27 protein-coding genes and 1 tRNA gene are annotated in these 26,231 nt (G+C 71.9%); 24 read left to right on the top strand and 4 right to left on the bottom strand.

Annotated features, from left to right (window positions below):
* Window positions 1-68 precede the first annotated feature (68 nt).
* The 4 genes from ABD213_RS08610 to ABD213_RS08595 are packed head-to-tail and all read left to right on the top strand — an operon-like array spanning window position 69 to window position 5,419.
* Window positions 69-1,442 (top strand): hemolysin family protein, encoded by a 1,374-nt coding sequence (locus ABD213_RS08610; protein ID WP_344326982.1) that lies wholly within the window; start codon window positions 69-71, stop codon window positions 1,440-1,442.
* Window positions 1,439-2,479, top strand: coding sequence for a hemolysin family protein (locus ABD213_RS08605; protein WP_344326980.1), 1,041 nt, complete (start codon window positions 1,439-1,441; stop codon window positions 2,477-2,479). Before ABD213_RS08610 ends, ABD213_RS08605 begins: the two co-directional genes overlap by 4 nt.
* The gene (locus ABD213_RS08600; RefSeq protein ID WP_344326978.1) at window positions 2,479-2,892 is read left to right on the top strand and encodes a VOC family protein; all 414 of its coding nucleotides are present in this window, start codon (window positions 2,479-2,481) and stop codon (window positions 2,890-2,892) included. The genes ABD213_RS08605 and ABD213_RS08600 overlap by 1 nt, the downstream gene beginning before the upstream one ends.
* 25 nt (window positions 2,893-2,917) lie before the next feature.
* Window positions 2,918-5,419: a penicillin acylase family protein gene (locus ABD213_RS08595; RefSeq protein ID WP_344326976.1), complete on the top strand. Its 2,502-nt coding sequence runs from the start codon at window positions 2,918-2,920 to the stop codon at window positions 5,417-5,419.
* Window positions 5,420-5,538: 119 nt separating this feature from the next.
* On the opposite strand, the gene ABD213_RS08590 is transcribed toward ABD213_RS08595, so the two are convergent.
* Window positions 5,539-6,150 carry a 5-formyltetrahydrofolate cyclo-ligase gene (locus ABD213_RS08590; RefSeq protein WP_344326974.1) on the bottom strand — a complete coding sequence of 204 codons (612 nt, stop codon included), beginning with the start codon at window positions 6,148-6,150 and terminating at the stop codon, window positions 5,539-5,541.
* A 47-nt stretch (window positions 6,151-6,197) separates the two neighbouring features.
* On the opposite strand from ABD213_RS08590, the gene ABD213_RS08585 reads away from it, so the two are divergent.
* From ABD213_RS08585 to ABD213_RS08555, 7 genes are all read left to right on the top strand, one after another.
* On the top strand, window positions 6,198-7,532 hold the full coding sequence (locus ABD213_RS08585; protein WP_344327302.1) for a UTP--glucose-1-phosphate uridylyltransferase: 1,335 nt from the start codon (window positions 6,198-6,200) through the stop codon (window positions 7,530-7,532).
* Window positions 7,533-7,537: 5 nt separating this feature from the next.
* Window positions 7,538-8,899: a molybdotransferase-like divisome protein Glp gene (glp, locus tag ABD213_RS08580; protein WP_344326972.1), complete on the top strand. Its 1,362-nt coding sequence runs from the start codon at window positions 7,538-7,540 to the stop codon at window positions 8,897-8,899.
* The gene (moaC, locus tag ABD213_RS08575; protein ID WP_344326970.1) at window positions 8,899-9,399 is read left to right on the top strand and encodes a cyclic pyranopterin monophosphate synthase MoaC; all 501 of its coding nucleotides are present in this window, start codon (window positions 8,899-8,901) and stop codon (window positions 9,397-9,399) included. The genes glp and moaC overlap by 1 nt, the downstream gene beginning before the upstream one ends.
* Window positions 9,396-9,890, top strand: a complete 495-nt coding sequence (locus ABD213_RS08570) for a MogA/MoaB family molybdenum cofactor biosynthesis protein (RefSeq protein ID WP_344326968.1) — start codon at window positions 9,396-9,398, stop codon at window positions 9,888-9,890. Before moaC ends, ABD213_RS08570 begins: the two co-directional genes overlap by 4 nt.
* A gap of 35 nt (window positions 9,891-9,925) precedes the next feature.
* The gene (locus tag ABD213_RS08565; protein WP_344326966.1) at window positions 9,926-10,480 is read left to right on the top strand and encodes a GNAT family N-acetyltransferase; all 555 of its coding nucleotides are present in this window, start codon (window positions 9,926-9,928) and stop codon (window positions 10,478-10,480) included.
* A gap of 79 nt (window positions 10,481-10,559) precedes the next feature.
* Complete coding sequence (gene sepX, locus ABD213_RS08560; protein ID WP_344326964.1) at window positions 10,560-11,453, top strand: divisome protein SepX/GlpR; 894 nt, start codon at window positions 10,560-10,562, stop codon at window positions 11,451-11,453.
* Window positions 11,454-11,498: 45 nt separating this feature from the next.
* Window positions 11,499-11,571: transfer RNA gene (locus tag ABD213_RS08555), tRNA-Ala, on the top strand.
* A gap of 151 nt (window positions 11,572-11,722) precedes the next feature.
* On the opposite strand, the gene ABD213_RS08550 is transcribed toward ABD213_RS08555, so the two are convergent.
* Window positions 11,723-12,355 carry a vitamin K epoxide reductase family protein gene (locus tag ABD213_RS08550; protein ID WP_344326962.1) on the bottom strand — a complete coding sequence of 211 codons (633 nt, stop codon included), beginning with the start codon at window positions 12,353-12,355 and terminating at the stop codon, window positions 11,723-11,725.
* A gap of 87 nt (window positions 12,356-12,442) precedes the next feature.
* On the opposite strand from ABD213_RS08550, the gene ABD213_RS08545 reads away from it, so the two are divergent.
* The 12 genes from ABD213_RS08545 (at window position 12,443) to ABD213_RS08490 (ending at window position 22,430) form a co-directional block, all read left to right on the top strand.
* Complete coding sequence (locus ABD213_RS08545) at window positions 12,443-12,943, top strand: hypothetical protein (protein ID WP_344326960.1); 501 nt, start codon at window positions 12,443-12,445, stop codon at window positions 12,941-12,943.
* A gap of 221 nt (window positions 12,944-13,164) precedes the next feature.
* The gene (locus tag ABD213_RS08540; protein ID WP_344326958.1) at window positions 13,165-13,374 is read left to right on the top strand and encodes a Flp family type IVb pilin; all 210 of its coding nucleotides are present in this window, start codon (window positions 13,165-13,167) and stop codon (window positions 13,372-13,374) included.
* Window positions 13,375-13,590: 216 nt separating this feature from the next.
* The gene (gene cpaB / locus ABD213_RS08535; protein ID WP_344326955.1) at window positions 13,591-14,274 is read left to right on the top strand and encodes a Flp pilus assembly protein CpaB; all 684 of its coding nucleotides are present in this window, start codon (window positions 13,591-13,593) and stop codon (window positions 14,272-14,274) included.
* Complete coding sequence (locus ABD213_RS08530) at window positions 14,271-15,476, top strand: CpaE/TadZ family protein (RefSeq protein ID WP_344326953.1); 1,206 nt, start codon at window positions 14,271-14,273, stop codon at window positions 15,474-15,476. The genes cpaB and ABD213_RS08530 overlap by 4 nt, the downstream gene beginning before the upstream one ends.
* Window positions 15,473-16,858 (top strand): TadA family conjugal transfer-associated ATPase, encoded by a 1,386-nt coding sequence (locus ABD213_RS08525; RefSeq protein ID WP_344326951.1) that lies wholly within the window; start codon window positions 15,473-15,475, stop codon window positions 16,856-16,858. Before ABD213_RS08530 ends, ABD213_RS08525 begins: the two co-directional genes overlap by 4 nt.
* Entirely contained in the window at window positions 16,855-17,796 is a 942-nt protein-coding gene (locus tag ABD213_RS08520; protein ID WP_344326949.1) for a type II secretion system F family protein, read from the top strand. Before ABD213_RS08525 ends, ABD213_RS08520 begins: the two co-directional genes overlap by 4 nt.
* A 1-nt stretch (window position 17,797) precedes the next feature.
* Window positions 17,798-18,673 (top strand): type II secretion system F family protein, encoded by an 876-nt coding sequence (locus ABD213_RS08515; protein WP_344326947.1) that lies wholly within the window; start codon window positions 17,798-17,800, stop codon window positions 18,671-18,673.
* A gap of 245 nt (window positions 18,674-18,918) precedes the next feature.
* Window positions 18,919-20,142 carry an alkane 1-monooxygenase gene (locus tag ABD213_RS08510; RefSeq protein ID WP_344326945.1) on the top strand — a complete coding sequence of 408 codons (1,224 nt, stop codon included), beginning with the start codon at window positions 18,919-18,921 and terminating at the stop codon, window positions 20,140-20,142.
* Window positions 20,142-20,423: a rubredoxin gene (locus ABD213_RS08505; protein ID WP_344326942.1), complete on the top strand. Its 282-nt coding sequence runs from the start codon at window positions 20,142-20,144 to the stop codon at window positions 20,421-20,423. Before ABD213_RS08510 ends, ABD213_RS08505 begins: the two co-directional genes overlap by 1 nt.
* Window positions 20,420-20,584 carry a rubredoxin gene (locus ABD213_RS08500; RefSeq protein ID WP_344326940.1) on the top strand — a complete coding sequence of 55 codons (165 nt, stop codon included), beginning with the start codon at window positions 20,420-20,422 and terminating at the stop codon, window positions 20,582-20,584. The genes ABD213_RS08505 and ABD213_RS08500 overlap by 4 nt, the downstream gene beginning before the upstream one ends.
* 4 nt (window positions 20,585-20,588) lie before the next feature.
* Entirely contained in the window at window positions 20,589-21,824 is a 1,236-nt protein-coding gene (locus ABD213_RS08495; RefSeq protein WP_344326938.1) for an NAD(P)/FAD-dependent oxidoreductase, read from the top strand.
* A 27-nt stretch (window positions 21,825-21,851) separates the two neighbouring features.
* A complete protein-coding gene (locus ABD213_RS08490) occupies window positions 21,852-22,430 on the top strand; it encodes a TetR/AcrR family transcriptional regulator (protein ID WP_344326935.1) in 579 nt (192 codons plus the stop codon).
* A gap of 3 nt (window positions 22,431-22,433) precedes the next feature.
* On the opposite strand, the gene ABD213_RS08485 is transcribed toward ABD213_RS08490, so the two are convergent.
* Both ABD213_RS08485 and ABD213_RS08480 read right to left on the bottom strand, forming a co-directional pair.
* A complete protein-coding gene (locus ABD213_RS08485; protein ID WP_344326931.1) occupies window positions 22,434-23,948 on the bottom strand; it encodes a dolichyl-phosphate-mannose--protein mannosyltransferase in 1,515 nt (504 codons plus the stop codon).
* A gap of 153 nt (window positions 23,949-24,101) precedes the next feature.
* Window positions 24,102-24,995 carry a hypothetical protein gene (locus ABD213_RS08480; RefSeq protein WP_344326928.1) on the bottom strand — a complete coding sequence of 298 codons (894 nt, stop codon included), beginning with the start codon at window positions 24,993-24,995 and terminating at the stop codon, window positions 24,102-24,104.
* Window positions 24,996-25,292: 297 nt separating this feature from the next.
* Here ABD213_RS08480 and rsmI point away from each other — a divergent pair, with 297 nt between their 5' ends.
* Entirely contained in the window at window positions 25,293-26,120 is an 828-nt protein-coding gene (gene rsmI / locus ABD213_RS08475) for a 16S rRNA (cytidine(1402)-2'-O)-methyltransferase (protein WP_344326926.1), read from the top strand.
* Window positions 26,121-26,231 lie beyond the last annotated feature (111 nt).

The following is a 26,231-nucleotide window of genomic DNA, read 5'->3' as shown; positions in this document are numbered from 1 at the left end:
CCCACTGTGGACGACCCTCAACCTCGACACCCCTGCCCTCGACGATCCAGCAGGCGGCAAACGCTCCCATGACCGAGGTGCTGCTGCTCGGGGCCTCCCTGCTGCTCATGCTCGCGTGCGGCGTCTTCGTCGCCGCCGAGTTCTCGTTCGTGACCGTCGACCGCGCGACCATCGACCGCGCCGCCGCCGAGGGCGACCGCAGCGCCATCGGCACGCAGAAAGCGCTCACGACGCTCTCCACCCAGCTCAGCTCCGCCCAGCTGGGCATCACCATCACCAACCTCGCGATCGGCTACCTCGCCGAGCCGGCGGTGGGTCAGCTGGTCCGGGGGCCGCTCGCCGACGTCGGCGTCACCGGGACGGCGCAGAGCATCGCCTCCTACACGATCGCGATCGTCCTCAGCACGGTCGTGACGATGCTCGTGGGCGAGCTCATCCCGAAGAACCTGGCGCTCGCCGTGCCGCGACGCACCGCCGCCATCACCCAGCTGCCCCAGCGCGCCTTCACCCACGCGATGGCGTGGCCGATCCGCTGGCTCAACGGCGTCGCCAACCGCACGCTCCTTCGGCTCGGCGTCGAGCCGCAGGAGGAGCTGCGCTCGGCGCGCTCACCCCTGGAGCTGCGCTCGCTGGTGCTGCGCTCGGCGGAGGAGGGCTCGTTCGACGACCGCACGGCCGAGCTGGTGGCTCGCAGCATCGCCTTCGGCGACCGGACCGCCGCCGACGTCCGGACCCCCCGGGTGCGCGTGCGGTTCCTGGAGGCCGAGGACACCGCGCAGGACGTCATCGACGCCACCCGCCACAGCGGCCACTCCCGGTTCCCGGTGACGGGGGAGACCACCGACGAGATCGTCGGGATCGTGCACATCAAGCAGGCCGTGGCGATCGACCCCGACCGCCGCCACACGGTGCGGGTCGAGGAGATCTGCTCCCCGGCCGCGACCGTCCCCGACACGCTCGAGCTGGATCCCCTCCTGGTCTTCCTGCGCGAGCAGGCCATGCAGCTGGCCGTCGTCGTCGACGAGTACGGCGGGACCGACGGCATCGTCACCCTCGAGGACCTGGTCGAGGAGATCGTCGGCGACATCGCCGACGAGCACGACCGGTTCTCCTCGGTCAGCCGGCACCGCCGCGACGGCACCTGGTCGCTGTCGGGCCTGCTGCGCCCCGACGAGGTGCTCGAGCAGACGGCCATCGCCCTGCCCGAGAGCGAGGACTACGAGACGATCGCCGGGCTCGTGCAGTCCGAGCTCGGCCGCATCGGACAGCGTGGCGACGTCGTGCGGCTCACGATCCCGAGCGTCCAGGAGGACGACGACGGCCTGCCGCTGAGTCTCGACGTCGACCTGCGGATCGAGCGGATGGACGGCCGACGCATCGATCGTCTGGTCCTGACGGTCGTCGAGGGCTCGGCCCGCGCCACGAGCGAGGAGCCGGCATGAGCGACTGGTGGGGCATCGCGCTGACCTTCCTCCTGCTCGGTCTCAACGCGCTGTTCGTGGCCTCGGAGTTCGCGCTCATCTCCGCGCGCCGCACGCAGATCGAGCCGCTGGCCGCGGCGGGGAAGCGGTCGGCCAGGCTCGCCCTCAAGGCGATGGAGAACGTCACCCTCGCCATGGCCGCCGCCCAGCTGGGCATCACCATCTGCTCGCTCGGCCTCGGTGCGATCAGCGAGCCGGCGCTCGCACACCTCATGGAGCCGGTCTTCGAGCTGCTGAACGTCCCCGACTCGCTCGTCCACCCGATCGCGTTCGTCATCGCCATGAGCCTGATCGTCTTCCTGCACGTGGTGTTCGGGGAGATGGTGCCGAAGAACCTCGCCCTCGTCACGCCCGACCGCGCCTCCCTGCTGCTGGGGCCCTTCATGCTCGCCGTGATCACCGTCCTCAAGCCGGTCGTCGTGGTGCTCAACGGCATCGCCAACCTCTCGGTGCGGTTGCTCGGCGTGCAGCCCGTGGAGGAGGTCGCCTCCACGTACACCCACGACGAGGTCGCCGGTCTCGTCGAGGAGTCCCGCCGCGAGGGGCTCATCGACGAGGAGGAGTACGGACTGCTCTCGGGGGCACTCGACTTCCGCGAGGGAACGGTCGACCAGGTGCTGCTGCCCGCCGACGGCTTGGTCACCATCACCCCGGCGGCCACCCCGGTCGACGTCGAGCAGGCCTGCGCGCGCACCGGGTTCTCCCGGTTCCCCGTGGTCGGTCCCGACGCCGACCTCGCCGGCTACCTGCACATCAAGGACGTCCTCGACGCCCAGGGCGTGGGTCGTCACGAGCCGATCGCCGACAAGTGGGTCCGCCCGCTCGGCACGGTCGCGCTCGGCTCCGGCCTGTTCGAGGCGCTGCGCACGATGCAGGCACGCGGTGCGCACATGGCGCGGGTCGCCGACGACGCCGGCAGGGTCGTCGGGGTCGTCATGCTCGAGGACGTGCTCGAGGAGCTGGTCGGCGAGGTGCGCGACATCGAGGCGGCCCGCTGATGGAGCAGCGCCTGTCGTTCGTGACCCTCGCGGTGCCGGACCTCGCGGCCCAGCGGGCCTTCTACGTCGACGGCCTCGGGTGGACGGTCGAGCTCGAGGAACCGGGTGAGGTCGTCATGATCCGCGTCGGCGAGCGGCTCGTGCTCTCGCTGTGGGCACAGGAGCACTTCGAGGCCGAGGTCGGGCCGGTGCAGCAGGGTCCCGGGCTGGTGCCGATCACGCTCGCGCACAACGTCGCCACCGCGGGGGAGGTGGACACCGTCCTGGCCGACGCACGGGCGGCCGGCAGCCGGGACGTCTCCGCCGGGGCCCGGCGCGCGTGGGGCGGGTACACCGGTTACTTCGCCGATCCGGCGGGCTTCCGCTGGGAGGTCGCCCACAACCCCGGTCCGATCGGGCAGAGCGTCCTCTGACGCCCCCATGGGCGATGATGGCCCGGTGCGTCGACTTCTCACCGTCGTGGTGGCCCTCATCGTGGCTCTCGCCCTGGGCGCGGGGGTGTTCGTCTTCATCACCGTGCGGGCGCCGTTCCCGGACGTCACGGGTGAGCGGACCCTGAGCGGCCTCACCGACGACGTCACCATCTCCCGCGACGGACACGGCATCGCCCGCGTCGAGGCGTCGCACGAGAACGACCTGTTCTTCGGCCAGGGCTACGTCCACGCCCAGGACCGGTTCTTCGAGATGGACTTCCGACGCCACGTCACCTCCGGACGGCTGTCCGAGCTCGTCGGCGAGGGTGCGCTGGAGACCGACCAGTTCGTGCGCACCCTCGGCTGGCGACGCGTCGCCGAGCAGGAGCTCGACCTGCTCGACGGCCGCACGCAACGGCTGCTGCGGGCCTACGCGCGCGGCGTGAACGCGTACATCGAGGACCGCGGTGGCTCGAGGCTGTCGCTGGAGTACTCGCTGCTCACGCTCACCGGTCCGGAGTACCGGCCCGAGCCGTGGACCCCGGCCGACTCCCTGGCCTGGATCAAGGCGATGTCGTGGGACCTGCGCAGCAACATGAGCGACGAGATCGGCCGCGTCCTCGCCACCGAGAAGCTCACGATCGAGCAGGTCGAGCAGCTGTGGCCGGGCTACCCCGACGAGCACGCCACGATCGTCGACTCGGCCGACCTGACGGCGACGGGCGAGCGGACCGGTTCGGGAGGACCTGTGGAGGCGCAGACCGCCACGGCGGCCGTCCAGCAGCTCGGTCGTGCCCAGCGTGCCGCGGAGACGCTCCCGGCCCTGCTCGGCACCGGCGACGGCATCGGGTCGAACTCGTGGGTCGTGGACGGCTCTCGCACCACCACGGGCAAGCCGATCCTGGCCAACGACCCCCACCTGGCCCCGTCGATGCCCGGCATCTGGCACCAGGTGGGGCTGCGGTGCCGCACCGTGAGCGACGAGTGCCCCTACGACGTCGCGGGCTTCTCCTTCTCCGGGCTCCCGGGGGTCGTCGTCGGCCACAACCGACGCGTCGCCTGGGGCGTCACGACGATGTACGCCGACGTCGCCGACCTCTACCTCGAGCGGGTCACCGGGGACACCTACGAGTTCGAGGGCGAGCAGCTGCCGCTCGAGACGCGCGAGGAGACCTTCGAGATCGCCGGCGCGGACCCGGTCACCATCACCGTCCGCGAGACCCGTCACGGACCCCTGCTGTCCGACCTCGACGAGAACATCGCGGCCGTCGGCCAGGGCGAGACGCCCACGACGCAGACCGGCGACCACGCCGTGGCACTGCGGTGGACGGCCCTGACCCCGCGACCCACCATCAAGGCGGTCTTCGCCCTCGGGGAGGCGCAGGACTGGCAGGAGTTCCGGGCTGCGGCCGAGCTGTTCACGGTGCCCTCGCAGAACCTCGTCTACGCCGACGTCGACGGCAACATCGGCTACCAGTCGCCCGGTGCCATCCCGATCCGCAGCCGAGGCGACGGCCGGTGGCCCGTCCCCGGATGGACGGGGGAGTACGAGTGGACCGGGGAGATCCCGTTCGACGAGCTGCCGAGCGTGCTGAATCCCAAGGGCGGCGTCATCGTCACGGCGAACAACCGGGTCGTCGACGACGGCTACCCCTACCTGCTCGGCGCGGACACCGCTGCCGGCTACCGCTCCGAGCGGATCCTGCAGCTGCTCGACGGCCGAGACGACCTCGACGTCGAGGCGATGACGGCGATGCAGACCGACACCTACAACGGCAACGCCGAGCGGCTGGTCCCGTACCTCCTGGACGTCCCGCTCGACGCGTTCGCGACCCGGGGGCAGGACACGCTTCGCGACTGGGACCTGACCCAGCCGCCGGACTCCGCCGGCGCAGCGTTCTTCAACGCCACGTGGCGCCACCTGCTGGAGATCACCTTCGCCGACGACCTCCCCCCGGCGGCCCGCCCCGACGGCGGCGAGCGGTGGTTCAACGTCGTCGACCGCATCATCGACGACCCCGACAGCCCCTGGTGGGACGACCGCCGGACGGTCGGCGTCGTGGAGAACCGCGAGACGGTGCTGCGCGAGGCGATGCGCCGGGCCCGCGACGAGCTCACCAGCCGGCAGTCGCTCGATCCGGACCAGTGGTCGTGGGGACGGCTGCACCGGCTCGAGCTCGTCAACCAGACGCTCGGGACGTCGGGGATCGGCCTGGTGGAAGCCCTGTTCAACCGCGGTCCCTACGAGATGGGCGGCGGCTCGGGCATCGTCGACGCGACCGGCTGGGACGCGCGCGAGGGGTACGAGGTGACCGCGGTGCCGTCGATGCGGATGGTGGTCGACATGGACAACCTCGACCGGTCCCGCTGGATCCAGCTGACGGGCGCCTCGGGGCACGCGTTCCACGAGCACTACACCGACCAGACCGAGCTGTGGGCGCGCGGCGAGACCCTGGAGTGGCCGTTCACGAGCGCCGCCGTCGCCGCGGCAGCCGACCGGGTCCTGGTCCTGCGCGCCGCCGGCTGACCCCTGGATGGCTCCTGATCGGTGCCTCGGCAACCTTTTCGTCGGAGATGGCCCCTGATCGGTGTCTCGGCAACCGTTCGGCGGGCGTCCGGGTTGCTCAGGCACCGATTGGCCCGGTCCTACCCGGACTCCTGGGGGACCCGGAACACCCCCGTCTCGGTGACGACCATCTGCACGCGGACGTCGTGCGGCTCGGCCGGCACCTCGGGGAGCAGCTCGTCGGCGTGCAGGAGGGCGACGACCGGCACGCTCACGTCCTGCAGCGCGCGGTCGTAGTAGCCGGCGCCGCGGCCGAGCCGCCGGCCCGCGTGGTCGACGGCGAGCGCCGGGACCACCACGACGTCGGCCGACCGGACGGCGCCCGGGCCGAGCCGCGCGCCCGACGGCTCCGCGACGCCCAGGGCGCTGGTACGCGTCGGTGCGTCCGGGACGTGCACCGTCCAGTCGAGGTGCTCCCCGACGACGACCGGGACCACGACCTCCACCCCGCGCCCGACGAGAGCCTCCAGCAGTGCCGCCGTGCCCGGTTCGGTCGGCATCGAGCGGTACGCCGCGACCCGACGAGCCCGCGAGATCCGACCGTCGGCCAGCAGGTGCCAGGCGACGGCCTGCTCGAGGGACTCGCGCTCGGCCACCGGGCGAGCACGTCGGCGAGCCAGGAGCTCCTCGCGCAGCGCCTGCTTGGCGGCGCGGACGTCGCCACGCGGCGAGGAGGTGTGCGGCGTCGACATGTGGCTACATTAGGCCGGTGGACGCACTGGAGCAGGCACAGCAGACGATGCGCGAGGCGGGGGTGCACCCCGCGGCGATCGAGGTCTTCAGCGACTTCCACGCCCAGCTCGAGGGTGGGGCCACCGGTCTGGTGCGCGAGGCCGACGTCGAGCCGCTCACCGACGTCGACCGCGCCGGGGACCTCCACGTCAGCGAGGACGAGCAGCGTGCCGCGGCCGCCGTCACGGCCGTGATCAAGCTCAACGGCGGGCTGGGGACGTCCATGGGCATGGACCGCGCCAAGAGCCTGCTGCCCGTGCGCGGCGACCTCACCTTCCTCGACGTCATCGCCGGCCAGGTGGCCCACACCCGACGCGAGCTCGGCGTGGAGCTGCCCCTGCTATTCATGCACAGCTTCCGCACCCGCGACGAGTCGCTCGCCGCGCTCGAGCGCCACCAGCTCCAGGTGGGCGGGCTGCCGCTGGACTTCGTGCAGAACCGCGAGCCCAAGCTGCGTGCCGACGACCTCACGCCGGTCTCGTGGCCGAAGGACCCGAGCCTCGAGTGGTGCCCGCCCGGCCACGGCGACCTCTACACCGCCCTGCTGGCCTCCGGTGCGCTCGATGCCCTCATCGATGCCGGGATGCGCTACGCCACCGTCTCCAACTCCGACAACCTCGGCGCCGCCCCCGACCCCGCGATGATGGCGTGGTTCGCCGCGAGCGGTGCCCCGTACGCCGCCGAGGTGTGCCGACGAACGCCCGCCGACGTCAAGGGCGGGCACCTGGTGGTCCGTCGCAGCGACGGCCGGCTCGTCCTGCGGGAGTCCGCACAGACGGCCGCGGAGGACGTCGAGGCCGCGACCGACCTGCACCGCCACCCGTACTTCCACACCAACAACCTGTGGTTCGACCTGCGCCGCCTGCGCGAGGCCCTCTCCGAGCGCGACGGCGTGCTCGGGCTGCCCCTGATCCGCAACGAGAAGACCGTCGACCCTGCCGACCCCGACTCCACCCCCGTCATCCAGATCGAGTCCGCGATGGGTGCGGCGGTGGAGGTCTTCGACGGCGCCACCGCGATCGAGGTCGACCGCTCGCGCTTCCTGCCGGTCAAGACCACCGACGACCTCCTGGTGCTGCGCTCCGACGTCTTCGACCTCGGACCCGACCACCGCCTGAGGGCCCGGACCGAGCCGCCCCTCGTGCGACTCGACCCGCGCCACTACAAGCGGATCGATGCCTTCGAGGCGCGCCTGGCGAACGTGCCGTCCCTCGTCGGTGCGACGAGCCTGCGCGTCGAGGGCGACTGGCGCTTCGGGCCCGACGTCGTCGTCACCGGCGACGTGCGACTCGACGACGACGGCACGGTGCGGGAGGTTCCGGCGGGGGCCCGGCTAGGCTGAATCTCATGTCATCGGACGAAGACCGACCCACGGAGTCGGCCCCCACCGCCTCCGATGACGGGACACCCCCCTCGAACGGCGACGGGGCCGTCCCCTCGAGCAGGGGGCCGCGACCGCGACACCGCCCCGAGAGCATCCCCGAGGGGATCCTGACGGTCGAGGACCACCTGGAGTCGATCCTGCGGGGCGTCGGGCCGCTCGCGCCGTACGACCAACCGGTCGTCGAGGCGCTCGGCCTGCCGCTGCACGAGGACTTCGTGGCGCCGTCGGACCTGCCACGTTTCGACAACGCCGCCATGGACGGGTACGCCGTCAAGGCGCTCGACATCGACGGTGCCTCCGAGCGCGAGCCGGTCTCGCTGCCCGTCGTCGGCGAGGTGCATGCCGGCTCCGGCAAGCCGTTCGCCATCTCGGCGGGCACGGCGGTCAAGATCATGACCGGCGCCGCCCTGCCCCGTGGTGCCGACACCGTCGTCCCGTTCGAGCAGACCGACCGCGGCAACGCGCGGGTCGCCATCCGCGCGGCCCTTGCGCACGGCACCTACGTCCGACGCCGCGGTGAGGACGTCGCCGCCGGTGACTCGGTCATCCCCGCCGGCACGGTCATCGGCCCGCGCGAGGTCGCCCTGCTGGCCTCCCTCGGAGCAGGCCGGGTCACGGCCCGCCCTCGGCCGCGCGTGGTGGTGCTCTCCACGGGCGCGGAGCTGCGCACCCCGGGTGAGCACCTCGACCACGACTCCATCAACGACGGCAACAGCTACATGCTCGCGGCGGCCGTCCGCGCCGCCGGGGCGATCGCCTACCGGGTCGGCGCCGTCAGCGACGACCCACGGACCTTCCGCCGGGTGCTGGCCGACCAGCTCGTGCGCGCCGACCTCGTCGTGACGAGCGGCGGGATCAGCGAGGGGGAGAAGGACGTCGTCAAGGAGACGCTGTCGGCCCTGGGCACCGTCTCCTTCCCCAAGGTCGCGATGCAGCCCGGACGCCCCCAGGGCTTCGGGCGGGTCATGGACGAGCAGACGCCGATCATCACCCTGCCGGGCAACCCGGTCTCGGCGTACGTCTCGTTCGAGGTCTTCGTCCTGCCCGCCATCCGACGGATGATGGGGCTCGTGCCCTACCGCCGGCCCATGGTCCACGCGGTGCTGGCCGCCGACGTCTCGTCGCCGCTGGGCAAGCGCCAGTACGTCCGTGGCTACTTCGAGGTCACCCACAAGGGAGCGAAGGTCACGCCCGTCGGCGGGCCCGGGTCGCACCTGCTGGGCTCGCTCGTGGAGTCGAACGCGTTGATCATCGTCGGCGAGGACGAGACCGCCCTGAACCTCGGCGACACCGTCCGCGTCCTCGTGCTCGACCGGCCGTTCTGATGCCCGAGAGCCTGGACGGACGGCCGAGCGGCGAGCGGCTCACCCACGTCGACGACTCCGGCGCCGCGCGCATGGTCGACGTCGGCGAGAAGGCCGTGACGGCCCGCTCCGCCACGGCGCGGGGGCGGGTCGAGACCACTGCGGAGGTGGTCGACCTGCTGCGGGGCGACGGCGTGCCCAAGGGCGACGCGCTCGGGGTCGCGCGGGTGGCGGGCATCATGGCCGCCAAGCGCACCCCCGACCTCGTGCCCCTGTGCCACCCGCTCGCGATCAGCGGTGTCGAGGTCGACCTCACCCTCGAGGACGCCGCCGTGGTGGTCGAGGCCACGGTCCGCACCACCGACCGCACCGGCGTGGAGATGGAGGCGCTCACGAGCGTCACCGTCGCGGCCCTCACCGTCGTCGACATGATCAAGGCCGTCGACAAGGCCGCGCGCATCACCGACGTCGAGGTGGTCGCCAAGTCCGGCGGGCGCAGCGGCGACTGGAGCCGCTCGTGAGCCGGCGCGGTGCGGTCGTGGTCGCCTCCAACCGCGCCGCTCACGGGGTCTACGCCGACACCACCGGACCGTTGCTCGTCGACGCGCTGCGGGCGTGGGGCTTCGAGACGGCCGAGCCCGTCGTGGTGCCCGACGGCGAGCCGGTCGCCGAGGCGATCTCGCGGGCCGTCGCGTCGGGCGTCGACGTCGTGCTGACCACCGGCGGGACCGGCATCAACCCCACCGACCGCACGCCGGAGGTCACGCGCCCCCTCCTCGACCGCGAGCTCCCCGGGGTCGCCGAGACCCTCCGCGCGGCCGGCGTCGCCAAGGGCGTGCCGACGGCCGCCCTCTCGCGCGGACTCGCGGGCGTCGCCGGTTCGGCCCTCGTCGTCAACCTGCCCGGCTCGCGCGGTGGCGTGAAGGACGGCATCGCGGTGCTCGCGGACCTCGTCCCGCACGCCGTCGACCAGCTCCACGGCGGGGACCACCGGCCCGAGGGGGCGAGCTGACCCGCGGCTGGCCGGTCACCCTGCGCCACGGCGAGGTGACGGTGCGGCCGCTGCGACGCTCCGACGCCGCCACCTGGCAACGACTCCGCCGCGACGGCGCCGACTGGCTGGCGCCGTGGGAGGCCACCCTCCCGCCGGGGGCCGGTGTCCCGCCGGCGTCCTACGGGCAGATGGTGCGGATCCTGCGCCGCCGGGCACGGGCGGGCGCGGGCTACGCCTTCGCGATCGAGGTCGAGGGACAGATGGTGGGCCAGGTGACGGTCAACGCTGTGACCGGCGGGTCGGCGCAATCGGCGAGCCTCGGCTACTGGATCGGTCCGGGCCACGCCGGTCGAGGCATCACGCCCACGGCCGTGGCGCTCGTCGCCGACCACCTGCTCGACGTCATGGACCTGCACCGCCTCGAGGTGGCCGTGCGGCCCGAGAACGTCGCGAGCCTGCGGGTCGTGGCCAAGCTCGGGCTCGAGGAGGTCGGCCTGGCGCGGGAGTACCTGCACATCGCCGGCCGCTGGTGCGACCACCGGGTCTTCCAGGTGGTCGCCGACGATCGCCCCGGCCGACTCCTGGCGCGCGTCCTCGAGACCTCCTGAGTCACACCCGTCACACAAGTTCGGCGACACACGGCCGCGCCTCCCGAGCTCGGAGCGCCTGGAGCCCTACCGTCGTCCCATGGGTGGAGCGAACGGACTGATCGTGGCCGGTGTCGTCGCGATCTGGGCTGCCTACTTCGTGCCGCTGGTGCTGCGTCGCTACGACGACGCGACCGCCTCCACCTCCCTGGAGAACCTCAGCAGCCGCAGCCGCGTCATCGGTCGGCGCGCGCCGGAGTCCGGTGAACACGCCGATGATCCCGCCGGTGACTCCACCGATGACACGACCTCCTCCCGCTCCGTCACTCCCGAGCCCGAGCAGCCCCGAAGGACCGAGCGGGCGCAGGAGAAGGACCGCAGGCCCGTTCCGGCGGTCACGCGGCAGGCAGCGATCATCGCGGCCCGCCGACGCCGTCGAACGCTCCTGACCCTGCTCGCCGGGCTCGTCGTGGTCGGTGGCCTCGCCGCCTTCTCGGTGATCGGCCCCTGGTGGGTGGCGGCCCCGGTCGCGCTCGTCGCCGCGTGGCTCGTGGCGTGCCGCGTCCAGGTCCGCGCCGAGCGCGGCCTCGGGTCCGTCTCCCTCCCCTCGAGAGGCAGCCGTCCTGCCCGCGCCGCGAAGGCCCAGCGGGCGCGCGGTGCCGCCGTCGAGGAGGACACCGTCATCGTCGAGCTCGACGACGTCGAGCCGGACCGCCGTCACGTCATGGAGCAGGCGCCGCTCGCCGAGGACTCCCTCGACGACCAGATCGTCATCGCCGTGCCGTCGGTCTCCACCGCCGGCGAGGCGCTGTGGGACCCGCTGCCGGTCACGCTGCCCACCTACGTCACCAAGCCGCGTGTGGGACGCACCGTGCGCACCATCGACTTCGACGCCCCGGCCACCTGGACCTCCGGGCACGTCGAGGGCGAGGACGTCGAGCTCCCCGGCCGCTCCGCCGCGGACGACGAGCAGCGTCGCGCCTCCGGCGAGTGACCGCCCGAGGGTCGGCCGCATCGCGGTGGTAATCTGCACGTCAGAGGGGCATTGGCGCAGTTGGTAGCGCGCTTCGTTCGCATCGAAGAGGTCAGGAGTTCGAATCTCCTATGCTCCACCCGCACCGCCTCGTCCGGCCGTCACGGCTCGGACGGGGCGGTCTCGTCGCTCCGGGGCGTCGTCAGGGGACGGCGCCGGTCGGGTCGTGGCGAGCGCCGTAGGTCCAGGGCGGTCCGCTGGGGCACGGGTCAGCGCCGGCGAGGGGGGGCTCAGGCCCAGAGGGTCGTGCCGAACTGGAACCAGATGGCCGCGCCGACGGCGACGTACCAGAGCAGGACGACGAGCAGGCTCCAGTCGGACAGGAAGCGGTGGACGGCGCCGCCGGGGGCGACCTGCTGGGCGAACCAGCGGGTGATGACGACGAACAGCGGGATCATCACCGCCCACACGACCATGCAGTACGGGCACAGCCGGCCGATCTCGTAGAAGCTCTGGTACTGCAGCCACGTGACGAACCCGATGCCGAAGACGGCCCCGGCGAACAGGCCGCCGACGACGAAGCGGGGCAGCGCCACGCGCGCGGCGACGAGGACGCCGAGCGTGAGCACGACCGCGAACCCGGCGATCCCGATGAGCGGGTTGGGGAAGCCGAAGACCTCCGCCTGCGGGGTGTTGAAGACGCCCGAGCACGCGACGAACGCGTTGACGTCGCACGAGGCGGTGAACGACTCCCCGGCCGCCTGGGCCTTGAGCGACTCGACCTTGTCGTACGTCAGGATGCCGGCTGCCAGCAGGCCGACCGCGGCGAGGACGCCGACGAGGATGCCCTCGCCGGGGGTGGGCGCGACGGGACGCGCCGCGGTCTCCGGCGTAGGGTCGAGGTGGTCGAGCTGATCGGTCACGCCGCAACTGTAGCCCCCGGGACCGCGCGGCGGCCGGTCTGCGAGGCCGTCGCCGGACCACCGCCCGCCCCACGATCGAGGAGAGCCATGCGCCGTCGCCTCCCGATGCTCGCCCTCGCCGCCGGCCTGGGCCTGCTCGTGGGGGGCTGCAGCGACCCCGCGCCGAACGACTCGAGCTTCGGCTCGGCGACGCTCGACGGCATCGAGGCGGCGCCGACCGAGGACCTCCCGGAGCCGACCGTCTCGCGGACGATGGCCGCTGCTGCCACGTTGGCCACGTACGGTCCGCCGCTCGACGCGTGCGACGGACCCGTCGCGATCGACGTCGAGGTGCAGGGCCGTCCGCTGCTCGTCGCCGAGCACGACTACTGCGGCGGCGCGGACTGGATCCCGGACCTCGGTGCCGGCGACGTCGTCGCCCTCGACGGTGACGGGGTGGACGACGGGCTGTACCGCGTGGACGTCGTCGACGAGCACGCGCGGCGCCAGGCGAGGGTCACCGACCTGCGCCCTGAGGCCGACGTCGTGCTGCAGACCTGCATCTCCCAGACGCGGCTGATCCTCGTCGCGGCGACCCGGATCGACTGACCCGGCACCGGGACCCCGGCCCGTGGGAGGGCCCGTGAGATGGTCCCAGCGGGCCATGGCGGACTAGGAACAACGAGCGAGTCGGGCGGAGGTTACTGGTCCTTCGGTGTCATTTTGGGACTTTGTGCCCGGGACGGGGTGTGAGTTCAGTCTCACCGGGTCTACATTCTCATCTGGGAGCTCCGCCACAGGGCGGAACGAAAGATTGAGGGAGAACCATCATGGACAAGCTGACCTTCGCACTGGCGTACATGACCAGCGTCATCAACGCCCCGAAGAAGGACGAGAAGGGTGCGACGGCCGTCGAGTACGGCCTGCTCGTGGCGCTGATCGCCGCCGTCATCGTGGCTATCGTCGCGCTGCTCGGCACTCAGATCAGGGCCGGTTTCACCACCGTCCTTACGCAGCTCGGCGGCACGGCCCCGGCCTGACCGCTCCACCGGAGCTCGGGCTCCGAATGAAGCGCGCACGACACCCGGACCCGGCTCGAGGGAACTGAGGCTCTCGCTCCTGGTCCACACGACCCGCCCTCGAGGGAGGGGGCGGGCCGGACTTCCCCGGTGAGCCGGTGGGACCCGCTCGGGCGGGCCCGCCGGCCGCCTCCGGTCTCCCACGGGACCACTTCACGACGCACAGGGAGCACCATCGTGAACAAGCAACTCCTGGCGCTCATCGGTGCCCTGGTCCTCGCGGGCCTCGGCTTCGCCGCCGTCTACGCCTACGCCCAGGGCGCGGAGAACCGGGCGTTCGAGGGCACCGAGCTGGTGCCCGTCCTGCGGGTCACCGCCGAGGTGCCCACCAAGACCGCCGCCGCCACCCTCGCCGAGTCCGTCGAGACCGTCGAGCTGCCGCGCGCCGCCGTCGTGGAGGGCGCGATCACCGACCTCGCCGAGGTCGAGGGTCTCGTCACCGTCGGCGTGCTCGTCCCGGGCGACCAGCTGACGGTCGCGAAGTTCGCGCCCGCCGAGGACGTCAAGGCCGACGCCGCGCTGCCCGAGGGCATGCAGGAGCTCGTGGTCCCGCTGTCGGGCGCACGGCTCGTGGGCGGCGACCTGGTCGCCGGCGACCAGGTGGGCGTCTTCACCAGCTACGGCGACGGCCAAGTGACGTCCAACCCCATCAACGAGCTGCTCGTCCTGGAGATCAGCGCCGGCAACGAGGTCGCCGAGGAGGGCTCGGCCGGCGCGCTCGTGACCTTCGCCGTCCGCACCCGCGACGCCCAGCAGATCGTCCACGCGATGGAGTTCGGCACCGTCTGGCTGACCAAGCAGAACGACGCCACCGACACCTCCGGCGGCGGCACCGTGCGACTCGAGGACGTCGCGCCATGAGCACCGTCCTGATCCTCGGTGGCGACGACGGGCTCGCCGGCCGCGTCCAGGGCTACATCGGGCACCACGTCTTCGCGATGGGGGCCGAGGTCGTGCAAGGCGACCCGCGCACCTTCCTTCGCGGCCTCGACCCGGCCACCATCCCCGAGGCGATGGTGCTGACCGACCAGATCCCGCTGGAGAACGCCCTCGCCCTCGCGCGGGAGGTCGCCGCCCTGCGCCCCGACGTCGAGCTCGTGCTCGTCGCGCCGTCGGTGCAGGACGTCATGCTCACCGCGATGCGCTCGGGGTTCCGCGACGTCGGCCCGACGGTCGAGGACCCCGTCCTGCTGGCCGGGCTGCGCGACCGCCTCGACGCACGCGCCGCGGCCATCAGCTCCGGCGACAGCAGTCCCGGGCCGACGGTCGGACCGCCCGTGCCGAGAGACTTCACCTCGCGGGTCATGGCGGTGCTCTCGCCCAAGGGCGGTGTCGGCAAGACCAGCCTCTCGACGAACCTCGCCGTGGCGCTCGCGCAGCAGTCGCCGATGGAGGTGGTCCTCGTCGACCTCGACCTGCAGTTCGGCGACGTCTCGACCGTGCTGGACCTCACGCCCACGCACACCGTCGAGGACGCCTTCACGTCCGGCCTGCAGGACAACCTGCTGCTCAAGACCTACCTGACGGCCCACCCGGCCGGCTTCTTCGTGCTCTGCGGCGCGGACTCCCCGGCCGCCAACGACCGCGTCACGTCCGACGACGTCGCGGCCCTCATCCGCCAGCTGAGCGGACAGTTCCGGTACGTCCTCGTGGACACCGCCGCAGGGATCGACGAGGGCACTCTCGGGGCCCTCGAGGTCAGCGACGACGCCATCGTGGTCTCGACGATGGACATCGCCTGCCTGCGCGGTGTCCGCAAGGAGGTCGAGCTCCTGACCGAGCTCGGGCTCATGCCCGGCTCGCGCCACGTGGTGCTGAACTTCGCCGACAAGCAGAACGGCCTGCGCGTCAAGGACGTGGAGGCCGTGCTCGGCGTCCCGGTGGACTTCGTGCTGCCGCGCTCGAAGGACGTGCCGGCCGCGACCAACAAGGGGGTCCCGCTGATGCTCAGCGCCCGCTCCGGCGGGTTCGTCAAGAGCGTCAAGTCGCTCGCGCAGCGGATCGTCGAGCGGGCGCGGGCGGTCGAGGGCAAGGCCGGGCACAAGCGGCTGGAGGTGGCATGAGCCTGAGCGACCGCCTCGCCACCGTCCGCGAGGCCAACTCCTTCACCGAGCCGACCGGGGTCGAGGACCTCGTCGACGTCGAGGCCGGCACGGCCGTCGGCGACGCGTACGCCGCGATGAAGGCCCGCGCCAGCGAGGCGCTCTTCGACCGCATCGGCTCGCGCATCAACGACCCCAGCCTGACCGAGGACCAGTTGCACGCCTTCGTCCGCGAGGAGCTCGCCGCGCTCGTCGACGCGGACCAGCAGCTGCTGCTCTCCGCCGACGAGCGTCGCCGGCTGCTGCGCGACGTCGAGGCCGACGCCCTCGGGCTCGGCCCGCTCGAGCGCATGCTGGCCGAGGACGAGATCACCGAGATCATGGTCAACCGCTACGACCAGGTCTACGTCGAGCGCGCCGGCCGGCTCACGCTGTCCACCGCACGCTTCACCTCCGAGGAGCACCTGCGCCGCGTCATCGACCGCATCGTCAACCGCGTCGGTCGACGCGTCGACGAGTCGTCGCCCCTCGTCGACGCGCGCCTGCCCGACGGGTCGCGGGTGAACGCCGTCATCCCGCCGCTCGCCGTCGACGGCTCCTCGCTGACGATCCGCAAGTTCAGCAGGCGCCCGTTCACGGTCACCGACCTGATCGGCTTCGGCACGATGACCGAGCAGATGGCGCACCTGCTCGACGCGTGCGTCCAGGCCCGGCTCAACATCCTCGTCAGCGGCGGCACCGGTACCGGCAAGACGACGATGCTGAACGTGCTGAGCCGCTTCATCCCCTCCGACGAGCGGATCGTGACCATCGAGGACGCCGTCGAGCTCAACCTCCAGCAGCCCCACGTGATCCGGCTCGAGTCCCGGCCTCCGAACATCGAGGGGTCCGGCCAGGTGACCATTCGCGACCTCGTGCGCAACTCGCTGCGCATGCGGCCGGACCGCATCGTGGTGGGGGAGTGCCGCAGCGGTGAGGCGCTCGACATGCTGCAGGCGATGAACACCGGCCACGACGGGTCCATCAGCACGCTGCACGCGAACAGCCCACGCGACTGCATGTCCCGCCTGGAGACCCTCGTGCTCATGGCGGGCATGGACCTGCCGCTGCGCGCCATCCGCGAGCAGGCCGCCAGCGCCGTCGACCTGATCGTCCAGATCGCGCGACTGCGCGACGGGTCGCGGCGCATCGTGAACGTCACCGAGGTGATGGGGATGGAGGGCGACACGATCGTGCTGCAGGACATCTTCACCTTCGACTTCGGCGCCGGCGTCGACGAGCACGGCCGCTTCCGTGGGACGGCGGTGCCGACCGGCATCCGACCCCGCTTCAGCGAGCGCTTCGCCGACCAGGGCATCACCTTCGACCTCGACAACCTGGTGCGCCAGGGCCGGGGGTGGTGAGCGTGCTCGCCGTCGGGATCGTGCTCATCCTCGCCGCGGTGGCGTGCGGGTGGTTCGCGCTCGCCGGGGTGCCCGCGGGTCGCGTCGACCGTTCCCGCGTCGACGCCTACGCCGTCGTCGAGCGACGCCCGCTGGTGCGACGTGCGGTGGACGACACCGTCGCCCACGTGGACCAGGTGCTCAGCCGCCGCGGGTGGCGGCCGTTCCGCGCCGAGGAGCTCGAGCTGGCCGGCATCCGGTCGTCGGTGGCCTCGTTGTTCGTCGGCGTCACGGCGATCGCCGCGGCCACCTTCGCACTGCTCGCCCTGGTGACCGGCCGGTGGGTGGTCTCGTTCCTGCTCGCGGCCCTGGTCCCGGTCCTCGCCAAGGTCGTGGTGCGGATCAAGATCTCGCGCCGCCGCAAGCGGTTCGCCGGCCAGCTCGCGCCGCTGCTGGCGATGCTGGCGTCGTCGCTGCGCGCCGGGCACAGCCTGCCGAAGGCCATGGACGCCGCCGCGCGCGACGCCGACTCGCCCATGGCGGAGGAGCTCGCCAAGGTGGTGACGGAGTACCGCATCGGCCGTGACCTCGTGCCGGCGATGGAGCGGGTGGCCGAGCGCATGGACTCGCTGGACTTCCGCTGGATCGCCCAGGCGATCGACGCCCAGCGCGAGACCGGCGGCAACCTCAACGAGATCCTCGACCAGGTGGCCGAGACGATCCGCGAGCGCCAGCACGTCCGCATGCAGGTCATGGCGCTGTCGGCGGAGGGCCGGTTGTCCGCGGCCATCCTGATGGCGCTGCCCGTCGGGATCGGGGTCTACTACTCCTTCGTCGCCGCGGACCGGATGGGGATCTTCGTCGGCTCCGGCATCGGGAAGCTGATCATCCTCGTCAGCGCCCTGCTGTACGTCGCCGGTGGCTTCTGGATGCGCTCCATCGTGCGGATCGAGTTCTGAGATGCTGCTGCTCGCCGTCGTCCTCGTCCTCGCGGCACTCCTGCTGGGCCTCGTCGCCCTCGGCGTCGTCGGCCTGCCGAACGGCACCGTGCGCCGACGGGTCCAGGGCATGACGCACCGCCCCGAGCAGGCCGGCGCCGCTCCGACCGTCCGCGTCGACGCCTCGCGCGCCGACTTCTGGGAACGGTTCACCCCGAGTGCCGCGCTCGTGCGGCTCCAGCGCAACCTCGTGCTGGCCGGCCACCCCGAGGGGTGGACGCGCGAGCGGGTGGTTCTCGCCAAGCCGCTCGGCGCCGTCTTCGCGATCCTGTTCGCCAGCGTCGTCCTCAGCGGCAGCGACGGCATCGCGCTGACCCTCTTCGCCCTCGCGATCGTGCCGCTCGGCTACTTCGTGCCGGACCTGCTCGTCTACAACCGCGCGGTCAAGCGGCAGGCGGAGATCCAGAAGGCCCTGCCCGACCTGCTCGACCAGATCGTCATCTCCCTCGAGGCCGGCGTGGGCTTCGAGGCCGCCCTGGCGCGTGCGGCGGAACGGGGTACCGGGCCGTTGGCGGAGGAGTTCGTGCGGCTGATGCAGGACATGAGCCTCGGCCTGAGCCGCAAGGAGGCCTACACCGCGCTCGCCGAGCGCACCAGCGTCGATGAGCTGCGCGGCTTCTGCCGGGCGGTCCTGCAGGCCGAGGAGTTCGGCGTGTCGATCGCGTCGGTGGTGCGCAGCCAGGCCAAGGAGATGCGCCTCGGCCGGCGCATGCGGGCCGAGGCGAAGGCGCAGCAGGTGCCGGTGAAGATCTTGATCCCGCTGATGACCTGCATCCTGCCCGTGCTCTTCGCGATCGTGATGGGGCCTGCCGTCGTCTACGCGTACGCCATCAACTGACCTCCAACTGAAGACCTCGGCCCGACTCGGCGGGTCGACCGAACCCCGGGTCCGCGCTCCCTGTGGCCGTGGCCCGGGCCTCAGCGGGCCGTCCCCCTCCTCGGAGGGGGGCGGCTCGTCAGGCGCCCAGGGGCCTCGGGCATGACCTGGGTCACTTGACATCCTTCGAGGGGTTGTCAAGTCACTTGACACTACCTATTGTGTTGTCAAGTGACCCGCGCCACTGCCCGACCCCAGGAGGAGACATGACCGTCCAGGCGACCGTCGACGGCAGGACCGTCGAGTGGACCGACCACAAGCGCTACCTGTGGATCATGGGAGCGATCATCCCGTTGATCCCGGCCGTGATGTGGGGCGCCTACGCTGCCACCGGATGGAGCGTGTGGTGGTTCTTCGGACCCTTCTTCGTGTTCGCCGTCATCCCCGTCGCCGACATGATCGCCGGCCTCGACCGCAACAACCCGCCGGACGAGCTCATCGAGGCCCTCGAGGAGGACCGCTACTACCGCTGGGTCACCTACGCCTTCATCCCCGCGCAGCTCGCCGGGTTCATCTGGGGTGCCTACCTGCTCGGGGGCGGCACGATGCCCGGCATCGCCGACCCGCTCAGCGTCATCGAGAAGATCGGCCTGGCCACCGGCCTGGGCATGGTCGCCGGCATCGGCATCAACACCGCCCACGAGCTCGGTCACAAGAAGGAGGAGCACGAGCGCTGGTTCGCCCGCATCGCCCTCGCCCAGACCTTCTACGGCCACTTCTACATCGAGCACAACCGCGGCCACCACGTGCGCGTCGCCACCCCCGAGGATCCCGCGAGCGCCCGCCTCGGCGAGACCGTCTGGGAGTTCATGCCCCGCACCGTCTGGGGCAGCCTCAAGAGCGCCTGGTCGCTGGAGAAGAAGCGCTTCGCCCGCCTCGGCAAGAGCCCGTACAGCCTGAAGAACGACGTCATCAACGCGTGGGCCTTCAGCGTCGTGCTGTGGGGCGGCGTCATGATCGCCTTCGGCTGGCAGATCTTCCCCTACCTCGTCATCCAGGCCGTCCTCGGCATCTGGCTGCTCGAGAGCGTCAACTACCTCGAGCACTACGGCATGAAGCGCCAGAAGCTGGAGTCCGGCCGGTACGAGCGGGTCAACCCCTCGCACAGCTGGAACAGCAACAACATCGGCACCAACGTGCTGCTCTACCACCTGCAGCGCCACAGCGACCACCACGCCAACCCCACCCGTCGCTACCAGGCGCTGCGCGACTTCAAGGAGGCGCCGGTCCTGCCCACCGGGTACGCCGGGATGATCGTGCTGTCCTGGGTGCCGCAGATCTGGCGCTCGGTCATGGACGAGCGCGTCCTCGCCCACTACGACGGCGACGTCGAGCGCGCCAACCTCCATCCCCGGACGGCGAGGAAGTACCTCGCGTCGTACGGTGCCAGCACCGTCTCGAGCACCGGGACGAGCAAGGAGGTCGCCTGATGGCCGAGTACATCTGCCCCAACTGCGAGTACGTCTACGCCGAGGACAAGGGCGACCCCCGCGAGGGCTGGCCGCCCGGCACGCCCTTCGCCGACATCGACCCGGACTGGACGTGCCCGGACTGCGGCGTGCGCGAGCAGGTCGACTTCGTGCCGGCCGAGGAGTTCACCGGCAACGACCAGGACGGCAACATCATCAGCGCGGAGACCCGCATGGCGGCCTCGGGCCAGGCGGATCTCCGGCCGGGGTCCCCGGCCCTGGGCGGGAAGGAAGCACAGTGAAGACGTGGGAGTGCCAGCAGTGCGGTTTCGTGTACGACGAGGCGCAGGGCTGGGAGGAGGAGGGCTTCCCGCCCGGCACGAAGTGGGAGGACATCCCCGACGACTGGACCTGCCCCGACTGCGGAGCGGCCAAGGCCGACTTCACGATGGTCGAGGTCTGAGCCGGTGATCGAACGGCTCGTCGTCGTGGGGGCCGGCATCGCCGGCGTCAGCGTCGCCGCGGGTGCCCGCGCCGCCGGCTACGAGGGCGAGATCGTCCTGCTCGGGGCCGAGGACGAGCTGCCCTACCGCAGGCCCCCGGTCTCCAAGGAGGTCGTCCGCGGGGACAAGACCGCCGACGACATCCGCATCAAGAAGCCGCAGTGGTACGACGACCAGAGTGTCGACCTGCACGTCGGCACCCGCGTCGAGCGCGTCGACCCGCAGGCCCGACAGGTCCACGCCGTCGGCGGAGACCAGTGGGAGTACTCCGACCTGGTGCTCGCCACCGGCGGTCGTCCTCGCACCATCGCCTCCGAGTCCACTCGGGTGCACACCCTGCGCGAGGTCGGCGACGCCGCCGCGCTGCGCGGCGTGCTGGCGCCCGACGCCCACGTGGTGGTCGTCGGTGCCGGACTCATCGGCTCGGAGATCGCCGCGAACGCCCGCGCCGCCGGTGCCGCCGCCACGGTCCTGGAGACCGACTCCCTGCCCATGCCGCGTGTGCTGCCGCCGGAGCTGGGGCGCTGGTGCAGCAGCCTGCACGAACGGGCCGGCACCGACCTGCACACCGGTGTGCGCGTCGTCGCGATCGCCGATGACGCCGACGATGTCCTGGTGACCGCCGACGACGGCAGGACCTTCCGCGGCACCTGCGTCGTGCTCGCCGTCGGCATGGAGCCGAACGTCGAGCTCGCCCGGGACGCCGGCGCCACCGTCGCACCCGCGTCGCAGGGTGGGGGGATCGTCGTCGACGCCACCGGACGCACCGACGTCGACGGCCTCTGGGCCGCCGGCGACGTCGCTCGCATGCCCAACCACGTCCTGGGCGCGGACCACCGCGTCGAGCACTGGCAGAACGCGCAGAACCACGGGACCGCGGTCGGCCGTGCGGTCGCCGGAGACGCTCCGGGCTTCCACGAGGTGCCCTGGGCCTGGTCCGACCAGTACGGACACACCATCCAGGTCACGGGGTGGCCGCAGGGTGAGCACGACATGGTCGTGCGCGGAGCGCTCGCGGACGACGACTTCACCGCCTTCTTCCTCGCTGACGGCGTCCTGCGGGCGGCGGTCGGTGTCGGCCGGCCCCGCGAGATCCGCACCGCCCGCGCCTGGATCGCCGACCGGGCGCGTCCGCAGCCCGAGGTCCTCGCCGACGACGGCACGGACCTCGCCGAGGCGCTGGCCGCCGTGCAGGGCTGAGTCGTGGCGCTGGAGTACCGTTCGGTCGTGCCCTCGACCCGCGACCGTCTCCTGGACGCGGCTCAGCACCTCGTCGAGACCGACGGCTGGGCGTCGATCACGATGGCCCGCATCGCGCGTCTGGCCGGGGTGAGCCGGCAGACGGTCCACAACGAGCTCGGCACGAAGCACGCGCTGGCGCAGGACCTCGCCCTGCGCGAGCTCGGCCGATTCCTCGACCTCGTCCGCGAACGCGTCGCCGCCGAGCCCGACCTCGTCGCCGCGGTCCGGTCCGCGTGCGAGGGCGTGCTCCAGCTCGGCGAGCAGAGCGTCATCGTGCGCACGATCGTCACGTCGGTGCCCGGGGAGCAGGACGGCGACCTCCTCGCGATCCTCACCACCGAGTCCGGCGAGATCGTCGAGGTCGCCTCGGTCGTCGTCAAGGAGGCACTGGTGGAGAACTTCTCGCCCCTGCCGTTCGACGACGCCGAGCTCGAGGTGGCGGTCGAGGTCGTCGTGCGGCTCGTGCTGTCGTTCATCACCCGACCGTCGAAGCCGGCAGCACAGGCTGCCGACGACATCGCCTGGATCCTTCGGCTGGCGCTGGCCGGCAAGACCACCGGCTAGCACTCAGATCCAGGTGGGCCACCACATGCGCGCCATCCAGTCCTCGCGGCTCAGGAGCTCGCCGGTCAGGACGGGGTGGAACCACGCGAACGCCGCGACCGTCAGCACGACGAGGATCCCGGTGAGGCTCCAGACGGCGTAGCGGGCGCGCGGCGACCGGGCGCGCCGGCTCGCCTCGTCGATCACCAGACAGACGGCGACGATCACGAACGGCAGGACGACCACGGCGTAGAACTGGAAGATCGGGCGACCGGTACCGATGAACCACGGCACCCAGGACGCGGCGACGGCCACCAGGGGGATGCTCCACCGCGCGTCGCGCGTCCACCACCAGAGCAGGGGAGCGGCGAGCAGCGCGAGGACGCCCGTCCACCAGACGACCGGGTTGCCGAGCCCCAGGACCACGCGCAGGCAGGAGGAGTCCGCGGCGGCGCCGCACTCGGCGGCCGCCACGTCGTTGACCGCGTCGAAGGCCACCGGGCGTTCGAGGACGAGCCAGCCCCACGGGTGCGAGGAGTAGGGGTGGGTGGCCTCCGCGAGGTAGTCGCCGGTGTGGAACTCCCACGTCAGCACGTGGTAGTGCCACAGGGTCCGCAGGGCGTCGAGCGTGGAGCCGAGCGGACCGCTGCTCGGCTCGGCGACCCAGTCGCCCCACGGCTCCTCGCCCGCTCCGAACCGTTGGGCGTAGAGCTCGTGGTGCCACAGGACGCCGGACCACGACAGCACGTAGACGACGAGGGCGACCAGCACGAGCGAGGCGAAGGCCGGGACGCCGACCCGCAGGGTCGTCAGGACCACGGTGTCGCCACGTCCGGACGCGCGTCGGAGCCGGCGTCGGACGAGGACCTCCCAGGCCACGACGAGCACGCCGAACGCCGCGAGGACGTACAGGCCACTCCACTTGGTGCCGCAGGCCAAGCCGAAGCAGACGCCCGCAGCGAGCTGCCACGGACGGAGCGCGCGGTACGCCGGAAGGCGTCGCGTGATCCAGTCGCGGTCGGCGACGAGGCAGGCGACCGCGCACACCACCCAGAAGGTGAGGAACACGTCGAGCAGGGCGCTGCGGGACAGCACGAGGTGCAGTCCGTCGAACGTCAGCAGGGCACCGCCGAGCGTGGCGACGAGGATCGAGTCGGTCAGGCGCAGGACCATCCGGGCGAGGACCAGCACCGTGAGGGCGCCGACGACCGCGGCAGCGATACGCCACCCGAACGGCGTCATCCCGAACACCTGTTGGCCCGCCGCGATCATCCACTTGCCGACCTCGGGGTGGGCGATCTGCGCGGGCGTCGCCTCCATGAGACCGGTGAGGTCGCCGCGCTCGATCCGCTCGTTGGCGTCCTCGACGAACTCGCGGACGTACCCGGCACCGAGCAGCGACCAGGCGTCCTTGGCGTAGTACGTCTCGTCGAACATGAGCCGTCGCGGGTGCCCGAGGTCCCACACGCGCAGGACGAGGGCGACGACGGCGACCGCTCCCGGTGCGATCCACCCCCACGCCCGCCGACTCGCCGTCACGGCGCCATCCTGCCACCCGCCCCGGCGACGGATCCGCTGATCGGTGCCTGCGCAACCGAATGGGGGCGGACGAGCCTGATCGGTGCCTGGACAACCGTCTCGGCGGTCTTCAGGTTCCTGAGGCACCTTCTGGTGGGCGCCTTCCCCGAGCCCTCAAGCGGCACCTCGAGAGCGTCGAGGGTGGTGCTGCCAGGGAGCAGGGGCGGTCAGCATGGCGGCCCATGCGGATCCGAACCGTGGCGCCGGCCCGTCGTAGCCGGCAGCTCTCATCGATCGGTGGATCGTCTCGACGAGAACCCGAGGCGACGCCGCCATCGCCTGGGTCACCTGCACGTATGCGTACCCCTGATCGCGCAAGCGGGCGTACCGGAGGATGTCGCGCTGGAACTGTGCCGCGTCGAGGGCATGCTGTCGCCCCTCGTACTCGATGAGGAGTCGAAGCCACCGGTAGTAGAGGTCGGCGCACGCCAGGAACTGCCCGTCGGCATCCACCACGTCGGCGTTCGACTCGGGCTCCGGCAGACCGGCGGCGACGAGCAGGCATCGCACCTGGGACTCCATCGGGCTGCGAGAGCAAGAACGCAACAGGTCGGCGGCCTGTCGAGCCGCCGGTGCTCCGGGCCGCCAGTGCTCCAGGACCAGCGTCCGGCGGAGGCTGTCGAGGCGCAGCAGGCCACGATGGAGCAACCAGTCGCCAGCGCACACGACGTCGATGAGTGGCAGCTCGGCCGCCGTGCCGATGAGAGCGGTGGCGAGCTGGACTCCTGCGTCGGTGCATCGCGGCATGCGCAGCGTGCGATGCAGGAAGATGCGCGGAAGGTCCGGCAGGTGGAGGTCGCGTCCGACCGTGAAGTGCAGCGGGAAGAGGTCCCCCTGCACCAGACCGAGCCGGACGAAGCGGGTCTGGTGGCTGACGACGGCGTCCGGCGGCAGCGTGAGCTCGGCCGCACGGACCCAGTCGGGGGGCGTCAGCTCGTGTGTCTCGTGGCGGTAGACCGACGGGAGGACGGGGACGAATCGCGGGTGCTGCAGCATGCGCGAGGTCACGCCGAGCTCCAGAGCTCGACGACGATGGAACGGCCCTGTCAGCAGCTCATCCGGAATGGCTCGTGGAGTGCGCATGCCTCATCGCATCGGCTCTGCCGTCGAACGTGAAGTGCTGCGTTCGTCACCTGGGGATGGCGTCCAGACGAGGGGCGGTCTGTGGACAGGGAGCGGTGATCGGTGCTTGCGCAACGTTCTGGGCCGTCATCGGGTTGCTCGAGCACCGATCGGGAGACCTCCGGCTCTTTCGGTTGCTCAGGCACCGATCAGGAGTCTCCGTGCGGGTGCGACGATGGCCGGGTGCTCATCCTCGCCGGGACCCCGATCGGGCGGGCGGACGACGCCTCGCCCCGCTTGCGCGAGCTGCTCGGCTCGGCGCCCGTCGTGGCGGCGGAGGACACCCGGCGGCTCAAGCGCCTCGCCGCCGACCTCGACGTCCAGGTCACCGGCCGGATCGTGTCCTACTTCGAGGGCAACGAGCGCGAGCGCACTCCCGAGCTCGTCGCTGCGCTGGTCGACGGCGACGACGTGCTGCTCGTGACCGACGCCGGGATGCCGAGCGTCTCCGACCCCGGTTACCGGCTGGTCGACGCCGCCCTCGCTGCCGGGGTCGTCGTGACGGCCGTGCCGGGACCCTCCGCGGTGCTCACCGCCCTCGCCCTGTCCGGGCTGCCGGTCGACCGGTTCACCTTCGAGGGGTTCGTCCCCCGCAAGCAGGGCGAACGGTTGCGGGCCCTGCAGTCGCTCGCCGACGAACGTCGCACCATGGTGTTCTTCGAGTCGCCCCACCGCACCCGGACGACGTTGGCGGCGATGGCGCAGGTCCTCGGTCACGACCGACCGGCAGCACTGTGTCGCGAGCTCACCAAGACGTACGAGGAGGTCGTCCGCGACGGGCTCGCCGCACTGGTCGACTGGGTCGATGCGCAGGAGCACGGCGTCCGGGGCGAGGTGACGCTCGTCGTCGCGGGGGCCGAGGACCCCGCCGTCGAGCTCGACGCCGACGCCATCCGTGCCAGGGTCCGGGCGGTGGAGGCCGAGGGTGCGAGCCGCAAGGACGCCATCGCCCAGGTCGTCGCCGAGACCGGTCTGCGCAAGCGCGTCGTCTACGAGGCTGCGCACTCCTGAGCAGGACGCGTCTACCACGGCACCTGCCAATCGGTGCCTGAGCAACCGACCGGGCACTCAGACGGTTGGGCAGGCACCGATCCACGCCCCAGCCGGCCAATCGGTTGCAGA

The organism is Aeromicrobium halocynthiae, assembly GCF_039531385.1.
Lineage (GTDB): Bacteria > Actinomycetota > Actinomycetes > Propionibacteriales > Nocardioidaceae > Aeromicrobium > Aeromicrobium halocynthiae.
Note: the sequence above shows the minus strand (reverse complement) of the source record. Positions and strands in the feature narration are given on the sequence as shown.

What these genes read in the sequence shown, in the direction of transcription:
- ABD213_RS08505 (WP_344326942.1), top strand. Translation starts at nt 20,142, where the DNA reads ATGGCCGAGTACATCTGCCCCAACTGCGAGTACGTCTACGCCGAGGAC.
- ABD213_RS08515 (WP_344326947.1), top strand. Translation starts at nt 17,798, where the DNA reads ATGCTGCTGCTCGCCGTCGTCCTCGTCCTCGCGGCACTCCTGCTGGGC.
- ABD213_RS08525 (WP_344326951.1), top strand. Translation starts at nt 15,473, where the DNA reads ATGAGCCTGAGCGACCGCCTCGCCACCGTCCGCGAGGCCAACTCCTTC.
- moaC (WP_344326970.1), top strand. Translation starts at nt 8,899, where the DNA reads ATGCCCGAGAGCCTGGACGGACGGCCGAGCGGCGAGCGGCTCACCCAC.
- ABD213_RS08610 (WP_344326982.1), top strand. Translation starts at nt 69, where the DNA reads ATGACCGAGGTGCTGCTGCTCGGGGCCTCCCTGCTGCTCATGCTCGCG.
- ABD213_RS08545 (WP_344326960.1), top strand. Translation starts at nt 12,443, where the DNA reads ATGCGCCGTCGCCTCCCGATGCTCGCCCTCGCCGCCGGCCTGGGCCTG.
- ABD213_RS08605 (WP_344326980.1), top strand. Translation starts at nt 1,439, where the DNA reads ATGAGCGACTGGTGGGGCATCGCGCTGACCTTCCTCCTGCTCGGTCTC.
- sepX (WP_344326964.1), top strand. Translation starts at nt 10,560, where the DNA reads ATGGGTGGAGCGAACGGACTGATCGTGGCCGGTGTCGTCGCGATCTGG.
- ABD213_RS08590 (WP_344326974.1), bottom strand. Translation starts at nt 6,150, where the DNA reads ATGTCGACGCCGCACACCTCCTCGCCGCGTGGCGACGTCCGCGCCGCC.
- ABD213_RS08600 (WP_344326978.1), top strand. Translation starts at nt 2,479, where the DNA reads ATGGAGCAGCGCCTGTCGTTCGTGACCCTCGCGGTGCCGGACCTCGCG.
- ABD213_RS08540 (WP_344326958.1), top strand. Translation starts at nt 13,165, where the DNA reads ATGGACAAGCTGACCTTCGCACTGGCGTACATGACCAGCGTCATCAAC.
- ABD213_RS08585 (WP_344327302.1), top strand. Translation starts at nt 6,198, where the DNA reads ATGCGCGAGGCGGGGGTGCACCCCGCGGCGATCGAGGTCTTCAGCGAC.
- ABD213_RS08530 (WP_344326953.1), top strand. Translation starts at nt 14,271, where the DNA reads ATGAGCACCGTCCTGATCCTCGGTGGCGACGACGGGCTCGCCGGCCGC.
- glp (WP_344326972.1), top strand. Translation starts at nt 7,538, where the DNA reads ATGTCATCGGACGAAGACCGACCCACGGAGTCGGCCCCCACCGCCTCC.
- ABD213_RS08510 (WP_344326945.1), top strand. Translation starts at nt 18,919, where the DNA reads ATGACCGTCCAGGCGACCGTCGACGGCAGGACCGTCGAGTGGACCGAC.